Source organism: Halochromatium sp. (genome assembly GCF_054919635.1).
The window spans coordinates 1-6843 of the sequence record NZ_JBUDPI010000205.1 but is presented as its reverse complement, the minus strand read 5'-3'; the positions used below and the strand labels follow the sequence as shown (position 1 = coordinate 6843).

Below are 6843 nucleotides of genomic sequence, written 5' to 3'. Positions count from 1 at the left end.
ACTGCGTCGCGGGCGGCGAAGCGCTAACAGCGATAGAGCGCGTGCGGCTCATGGCGGAGTCTAGCAGAGCTTGCAGCCTCGGCTTGGTCGATTCAGGGCGCCCGCGGTTAGCCTGCTCTCGAACCGGCGCCGATGCTGATCTCGAGGTTGGCGTTTGGCGTTTGGCGGGCGTCGCAACCGGGGTCGAGCTTGCCAGGGTGCTCAGCCCCTGAAATCGCCCCAGAGCGTTTGAATGGCGGCGATCGCAGCGAGAGGCGCGGTCTCGGTTCGCAGGACCCTGGGCCCGAGTCGAACCGGCGTAAACCCCTGCGCCTGGGCGTAGTCGCGCTCCGCGGGCTCCAGCCCCCCTTCAGGCCCGATGAGCAGCGTGAGTCGGCCCCGCGGCCAGGGTTGATGCACGGGCTGCTGCTCGGCGTGCCGCCCAGCCGGTTGCGCGGCTTGCTGGCCGCCGTGCTGCTCGGCTTGCCGCCCAGCTGGCTGCGCGGTTTCCTGGCTGGATTGCTGCTCGGCTTTTTGCTCAGCTTGCTGCCCAGCAGGGTGATCGGTTTGCTGGCCGAGCTGCGGGTAGCGCAACTCTGTGATCGCTTTGGCGGCTTCATGGTGGAGCAGGATACCGCCGTCCTGCTGCTGTTGGAGCCAATCGAGTAGGGCGAGCGCTGGGGCCAGGGTCGGCAGCCGCCGGCGCCCACTTTGCTCGCAGGCGGCGATGATCACGCCCTGCCAATGCTGGGCGCGCTTAGCGAGCCGATCGCCGCTGAGGCGCACCAGGGTGCGGCTCGAGAACAGCGGTTGGATGCTGCTCACGCCCAGCTCGACCGCCTTCTGCAGCGCTAGGTCCATCCGCTCACCGCGCGAGACGCCGAGCGCAAGGCGTATCGCCAAGGGCGGGTTGGGCTCGGGCGGGCTGGCGCTGTGGATGCGCACCCTGACCTGATTGCGCGTGCTGGTCTCGATCTCGCCGTTGTAGTCGCGGCCGTCGCCATTGAAGAGGGTCAGCGGGTCGCCGCTGCCGAGCCGTAAGACCTGCACCGCATGCTTGGTCGGCCGCGGCTCCAGCTCGATAAGCTCACCGATGTCGAGCGGTTGTTCGGTATAGAGGCGATTCTCGCGCATGGGCTGGGGGTGGCCAGTGGCTAAAGCTGACTGCCGGACGGGGTCTCTGCTCGGTTGCCCGATTAGGCGTTTGAATGACAGGCTCGGCGGAGAGCGGGAACGCGCGTGGCCTGCTCAGGCGCCGATGTTGATCGTCATCTGCTTAGCCGTCCTCACTCAACGGGCTTGAGCTTGAGCGCGCCAGCCGCCGCGACCGCCCAGCCGGCGATCAAGAGCAGGCCGCCGATCGGGGTGATGGCCCCGAAGGCACCCAGGTCGGAAAGCACCAGGATGAACAGGCTGCCGCTAAAGATCAGCGTGCCGCCCAGCAGGAGCAAGCCGCTGAGCCCAAGCAGGCGGCGGGCTGCGGCCGGCAGGCGGTCGGACCAAAGCAGCGCGGCGAGCGCTAGCAGGCTGGTGCCGTGCCAGCCAAGGTAGTGCGCGGCGGTGGTCCAGACCTCGGCCCGCTCCGCGCTGATGGTGCCTTCGAGCGCATGCGCACCGAAGGCGCCTAGGCTGACGGCGCCGACTCCGAACAGGGCCCCGGTGGTCGCAAGTAGACGGGTCATCAGGCGTTCTTTCCTCGTGTCGCCCCTCGTGTAGCCAGTCCGCGCTCTTGACCAGAGTGCGGCGCACTGCAATCAGAGCGCACAGCATACTGCAGACCGCGCTGGATCGCTTTGCTGCGTTGTGTCGGTGGGTTACCGAGAAACAAAGGCTTCATCGTCCGGGGTGGCGACGCGCGATGGACGTGAGCAGCAAAGCGAGAGGAACTGGTCGCGGGGACTGCCCGGGCCGAAGAGCACTTGGAGGGCGCATCGAGGCTGGCGCCTTGGGCGAGGAGCGCGTGACAGCCCAGCTCTGAGGCTTGCTGAGAGTCCGGCTCAGAACTTTGCTCAGGTCCGGCTCAGAATATGGCTCATGCCAAGCCGAGACGGGCTTGGCGGTGGGATGGGTCCCGCAAGGTGCTCGGGACTCAGGCCTCGGGCCTCGAGGCACACTGCGGGGTGTCTGTGATCGTTAGCAGGAGTGACAGTAGTGGTTGGGAAGACCCGCGATGCGACAGGCCTGCTTGCAGCCGCCATTCGGGAATAGGCCTTCGAGCTTCTTGCGCGTGCAGGGGGTGTGCTCAGAGACCTTTTCGCCGATGGCCCGAATGATCACCTTGGGCGAGGGGGGGATCTCATGAAAGGCATAGTAATCGCGTAGGAACTCGATTACCGTCCAGTGACATTCGGTCAGGGTAAGTCCTTCCTCTTGGGCCATCGCATAGGCGAGGTCGTTATCCCAATCCTCAAAGCGGGCAAGAAAGCCCTTCTTATTGAAATGGACATCGCGTCCGGCGATCTCTCCAACAACATTCATCGCAGTCATCGAGTTGCTCCTCCACCTGGGATGGTGGATACCTTGGTTTCTTGGGACTAGCTTGCCGTTAATGACGACCTCAGCCTTCGGTCGGCCGACGTGCGCATTTGGTGTATCGGCTTATCGTTGTATTAGCGAATCGTGGAACAGCATTCTTCGCTGCTGTCAAGGAAATATAGACCGTCTTTCGACGGTCTGCACGCCAAGAAACAAGATCTGGATCAATCGAATCTTCGCTACCAGCTCACAGCAGCGGTCGCGACCTCTTCGAGCATGGTCGCGACCTCTTGCATGGCTGCGCTCTGCTCGGCTTCTGAGGCTGGGACCTTGCGGTACGCGACATAGGTCGTATCGGGCTCTCCCGGGAGGGTATAGACCGCGATGATGAAGGGGCAGTTGACGATGCGGCGCGGGTCTTCGCTGATCATCTTGCGTGACAGGACCGCGCTGCAAAACTCGACGGACTCGGCGTCTTCGAACAGAGGGCCGCCGAGACCAAGATCGGACCCGGTGCGCTCGAGCATCTCATTCATGTGCATCAGGTTGTTGATGAACATGCCCCGTTCTTGGATCGCGAGCTTGAGGCCATCCATGACGTCAGAGAAACTGCTCTCGCTTTCGTGGACGACATAGTCATCGGCTAGCGTGTGTGCGGCTGCAAACAGTAATAGCAGGCTGATGATCAGGGCTGGGAATCTTTTCATTGTGCTCCTCCTCTATTGGCCCGCGGCTGTCGGCAGCGGCGGGCAAGGATGGTCGATCGGCTTGGCTAGTATTGGTCCATGGGTCTGAAGGTTGGCGCTGCCGGCCAGCCCTCGCCGGGGCCTTGACCTTGCGGTTGGCTCTGGGGTTGACCTTGGGGTGGTTGGGGGCGGCTGGGCGGTGCGGCGCTGCGCGATTCGAGCTGCTCAATACGCCGCTTCAGGGCTTCGATCTCGCGGTCTTTGGCGCTAGCAGCCTCACTGTCGATTGGGCTCGACTTGGACTCGGTGGCTGGATCAGCTGCGGGCGCGCTATAACCGGGAGCCCCGTAGGTGGCCCCCGGCGCAGCGTAGCCAGGCGCGCCATAGGGCCCGTAGCCGTAGCCGCCCCCGTAAGGGGCGTAGCCCGGAGCGCCATAAGGGCCTGCTCCATACGGACCTGCTCCGTAAGGTCCTGCTCCGTAGGGTCCCCAGGGGACGTCGTTGTAGTAGTTGTCGTCGTCGCTGTCGCCGCCGAACCAGCGACCGGGGTTGAACATGTCGCCGAAGCCAACCGCCTGGGTGTTGGGGGCGGTGATGGCCAAGAGCGCGGCGAGAACAATCATCTTGCGAGCGGGCTGTCTCTGTGCTGACAAAGCGGGACCCTCCATCCGAGTGACCATGTTTATGGATTGTCTTGGTGCTGGGTGTTACTGATGGACGTGGTGGTGATGCCGATGCCGGTGGGCGCCGGCATCCGCAGCATGTCCATGCTGATGTTGATGCAACCGCGGACCGTCAGGCTGCACGCTGGGGCGCGCGGTCGTGCCCGCGGCGCGACGCTGGTCCTGGGCCGTCACCTCTGCCCTGAGCCAGTCGAGCCAGGGCGCGAGCCGGCCCTTGCCGCCTCTAATCGCAACCTGCTCAAAGGGGGCGTTACTGGCGAGGTGGCGGAGATAGTCTTCGGCGCGTGCCGGGTCGAAGTCGTCGAGCACGGGCAGCAGGTCGGCCTTGCTGAGCAGCACGAGATCCGCGGCGCGAAACATCACCGGGTACTTGGCTGGCTTGTCGTCGCCTTCTGGGACCGAGAGCAGGGTGACATTACGGTGCTGGCCAAGGTCAAAGCTGGCGGGGCAGACCAGGTTGCCTACGTTCTCGATGAATAGCAGGTCGATCTCGGCGAGATCGAGTCGGTGCAACGCATCGTGAACCATATGGGCGTCCAGGTGACAGGCGCTGCCGGTGGCGATCTGGATCGCCGGTACGCCCTTTGCGCGAATGCGCTCGGCGTCGTTTTCGGTCTCGAGGTCGCCTTCGATCACTGCGATGCGCAGCTCGCCTTGCAGGGCTTCGATGGTGGCTTCGAGGAGGCTGGTCTTGCCGGCGCCGGGCGACGACATCAGGTTCAGCGCGAGGACGCCGTTGCTATCGAAGTGCTCGCGATTGTGCAGGGCCTGGTGGTCATTCTCGTCCAGCAGGCTGGTGAGCACCTCGACCGCAGCGCGGCCGTCCGTGGTCTTGGCGTGCTTGCCATTGGCACGGACGAGATGCTCGTTACCAGGCGTGATGTTGCAGCCGCAGGTGTCGCACATGATGGTCTCCACTATCTGTTGAGGTGCTGGCGGATGAGGTGCTGGGTTGGCCAGCGCGGCAGAAGCAGGACTATAGCAGCGCTTCGCGCTAGTGGCGCAATACCTCGGGTGAGAAGGGTATGCGCAGCGCTAGTCGGGTCCAATCGGCGCTGTTGCGGTCGGCGTTTCTGGGATGCTCATCTCGAGGCTGGCGAGTAGCATCTCGTCGCCGCTGGTGAGCTTGGTGTGGTAGCTACCGCAGCTGGCACAGAGCAGTTGGTTCGGGGTGGCCTCGCTTTCGGCGCCGCAGTCGACGCAGTGCACCCGCACTGGCGCCGGCTCCATGTCCAGTCGGGCATGCTCGGCAATGGTGCCGGCAGCCGCTAAGGGGTAGGCATTGGCGAGCAAAGGTGCCTCGACGCCCGAGAGTGGCCCGATCCGCAGGAGCACACGCTCGGCGCCGTGCTCCTGAGCGATCCGCTCGACTTGCTCGAGCAATGACATACAGACTGAGAGCTCGTGCATCGAGCGGTTTACCTCCGGGCTTGTGATCTCTGAAGGGTGATCTCTGAGGATTGTGTTGGGATGCTGTCCGCAGGTCTGATAGCGCATCGTTTTGAGCAGGTTGACGGTCAGGGCGGTCAGCGGTCCAGAAGGATGCGATCTTTTGGGTAGACGCCCAGGAGCAGGCTGAGCTAAAATAATCGGCTTTGCGGACGAGTCAACGCGCTGTCGACTGTCGCAGCCATATCCGGGCCGTTAGCTCAGCTGGTAGAGCAGGGGACTCTTAATCCCTTGGTCGTAGGTTCGAATCCTACACGGCCCACCATCTTCTCCAAGGCTCCCACGTTCGCCTCCAGTTTAGCTCTCAGCGTAGCTTCTCGCTCGGCGATCATGATTCCTCATGGGCTCATCTGCTCCCCTCTTGATGGGCCTAGGTGAGCACTCATACTAGCCGTTTAGAACGACTGGCCCAACCAGCGCTTGGTGTCACTGGGGTTGCATTGGGCTGTTGTGGCCTAGTGCGGCTGAATTTCGGAGTCCCTGATAGGGCCCTCTCTTCGCATGGCCGATACGCCTAGACAACCTGACCAAGCAGATGATTTGCCTGATGGCGAGGCGGTTGCCGACGCAACCCCGGGTCAAGAAGCCGGGTCGCCTGAGCCTGTAGCGGAATCACCGGCGGATACGGAGCCTGCAGCGGCTGAAACGGTCGAGCTGTCGGCCGCGCCCAAGGATGAGCTAATGCGGGTCGGGCCGCAGGTCTGGCGGCGTGATGATGGCTTACTGCTTGCTCAAGCTGACCCCTACCTAAGTGGTCACTGGTCGGTGCCTTGGTCCGATCTGATGATGGTCATGTTTGTGCTGTTCGCCGTGTTGGTGGGAGTGCAGATGCGAGAGAATCGGGAGCTGGTTGAGTCGGCCGAGCGCGAGCAGCCGGTTCCGTTATCGATACCGGAGCCGGTGCCGACCCCGACGCCAACCCCAACGGCAACCCCAACCCCGACGGCGACCCCGACGCCAATGCCACCGCCCACCCCGACGCCAACCCCGGTGCCGAGCTTTGAGCCGCTGATGCGGGTGAACGTCTTTGAGCGCAGCCAGGACGCAGTGCGCGAGGCGCGGGTTGAGAATGTCGAGATCGTGCTGCTGAGTGATCGGTCGGTCAAGGTTAGTGTTCAGGGACCGATGTTCTTCGAGTTGGGCGAGGTAACCCTGCGACCTGAGGTGCGGGAGTTTCTCGACCGTTTGGCGCGTGTCATCGGACAGACCTCGTTCGCAGTCCGCGTCATTGGACACACCGATGACTATCCTGTCGATACCGAGGTCTTCCCAAGCAATTGGGAGCTGTCTGCTGCGCGGGCTGCGCGGGTTGCTCGGTACCTAATCAATAGCGCCGGCATCGATCCGAGACGGTTTACGGTCATTGGGCGTGGCGAGTACGAGCCCGCCGTTCCCAATACGAGCGATGCCAACCGGGCGCTCAATCGACGCGTGGAAATCATCATCACGCGTGACGAGGTCGAGCCAGAGTCGTCACCTGAGTCCGGACAAGAGCCCGAAGCGGCCCCCGACTCAGGAGCCGAAACTGACACCGAAGGTGGAACCGAAACTGGCACCGACGGTGGGACCGA

Annotated in this window: 8 protein-coding genes and 1 tRNA gene; 2 read left to right on the top strand and 7 right to left on the bottom strand. The window is 63.4% G+C overall.

The features are described 5' to 3' along the window. Positions 1-201: 201 nt before the first annotated feature. From ACY693_RS12520 to ACY693_RS12490, 7 genes are all read right to left on the bottom strand, one after another. A complete protein-coding gene (locus tag ACY693_RS12520; protein ID WP_462322161.1) occupies positions 202-1113 on the bottom strand; it encodes a 16S rRNA (uracil(1498)-N(3))-methyltransferase in 912 nt (303 codons plus the stop codon). Positions 1114-1265: 152 nt separating this feature from the next. After that, entirely contained in the window at positions 1266-1661 is a 396-nt protein-coding gene (locus tag ACY693_RS12515) for a DUF423 domain-containing protein (RefSeq protein WP_462322160.1), read from the bottom strand. A gap of 451 nt (positions 1662-2112) precedes the next feature. Further along, positions 2113-2466, bottom strand: a complete 354-nt coding sequence (locus tag ACY693_RS12510; protein ID WP_462322159.1) for a TusE/DsrC/DsvC family sulfur relay protein — start codon at positions 2464-2466, stop codon at positions 2113-2115. 227 nt (positions 2467-2693) lie between these two features. Next, complete coding sequence (locus tag ACY693_RS12505) at positions 2694-3161, bottom strand: DUF302 domain-containing protein (RefSeq protein ID WP_462322158.1); 468 nt, start codon at positions 3159-3161, stop codon at positions 2694-2696. Between the two features lie 65 nt (positions 3162-3226). Next, positions 3227-3763, bottom strand: a complete 537-nt coding sequence (locus ACY693_RS12500) for a hypothetical protein (protein ID WP_462322157.1) — start codon at positions 3761-3763, stop codon at positions 3227-3229. A gap of 84 nt (positions 3764-3847) precedes the next feature. Continuing rightward, positions 3848-4729 carry a hydrogenase nickel incorporation protein HypB gene (gene hypB / locus ACY693_RS12495; protein WP_462322156.1) on the bottom strand — a complete coding sequence of 294 codons (882 nt, stop codon included), beginning with the start codon at positions 4727-4729 and terminating at the stop codon, positions 3848-3850. Between the two features lie 129 nt (positions 4730-4858). Beyond that, positions 4859-5233 (bottom strand): hydrogenase maturation nickel metallochaperone HypA/HybF, encoded by a 375-nt coding sequence (locus ACY693_RS12490; protein WP_462322155.1) that lies wholly within the window; start codon positions 5231-5233, stop codon positions 4859-4861. Positions 5234-5461: 228 nt separating this feature from the next. Between ACY693_RS12490 and ACY693_RS12485 the strand changes: the two genes are divergently transcribed. Together ACY693_RS12485 and ACY693_RS12480 are read left to right on the top strand one after the other, a co-directional pair. Beyond that, positions 5462-5537, top strand: a tRNA-Lys gene (locus tag ACY693_RS12485). Between the two features lie 275 nt (positions 5538-5812). Next, on the top strand, positions 5813-6843 hold a 1031-nt coding region (locus ACY693_RS12480; RefSeq protein WP_462322154.1), incomplete at its 3' end, for an OmpA/MotB family protein.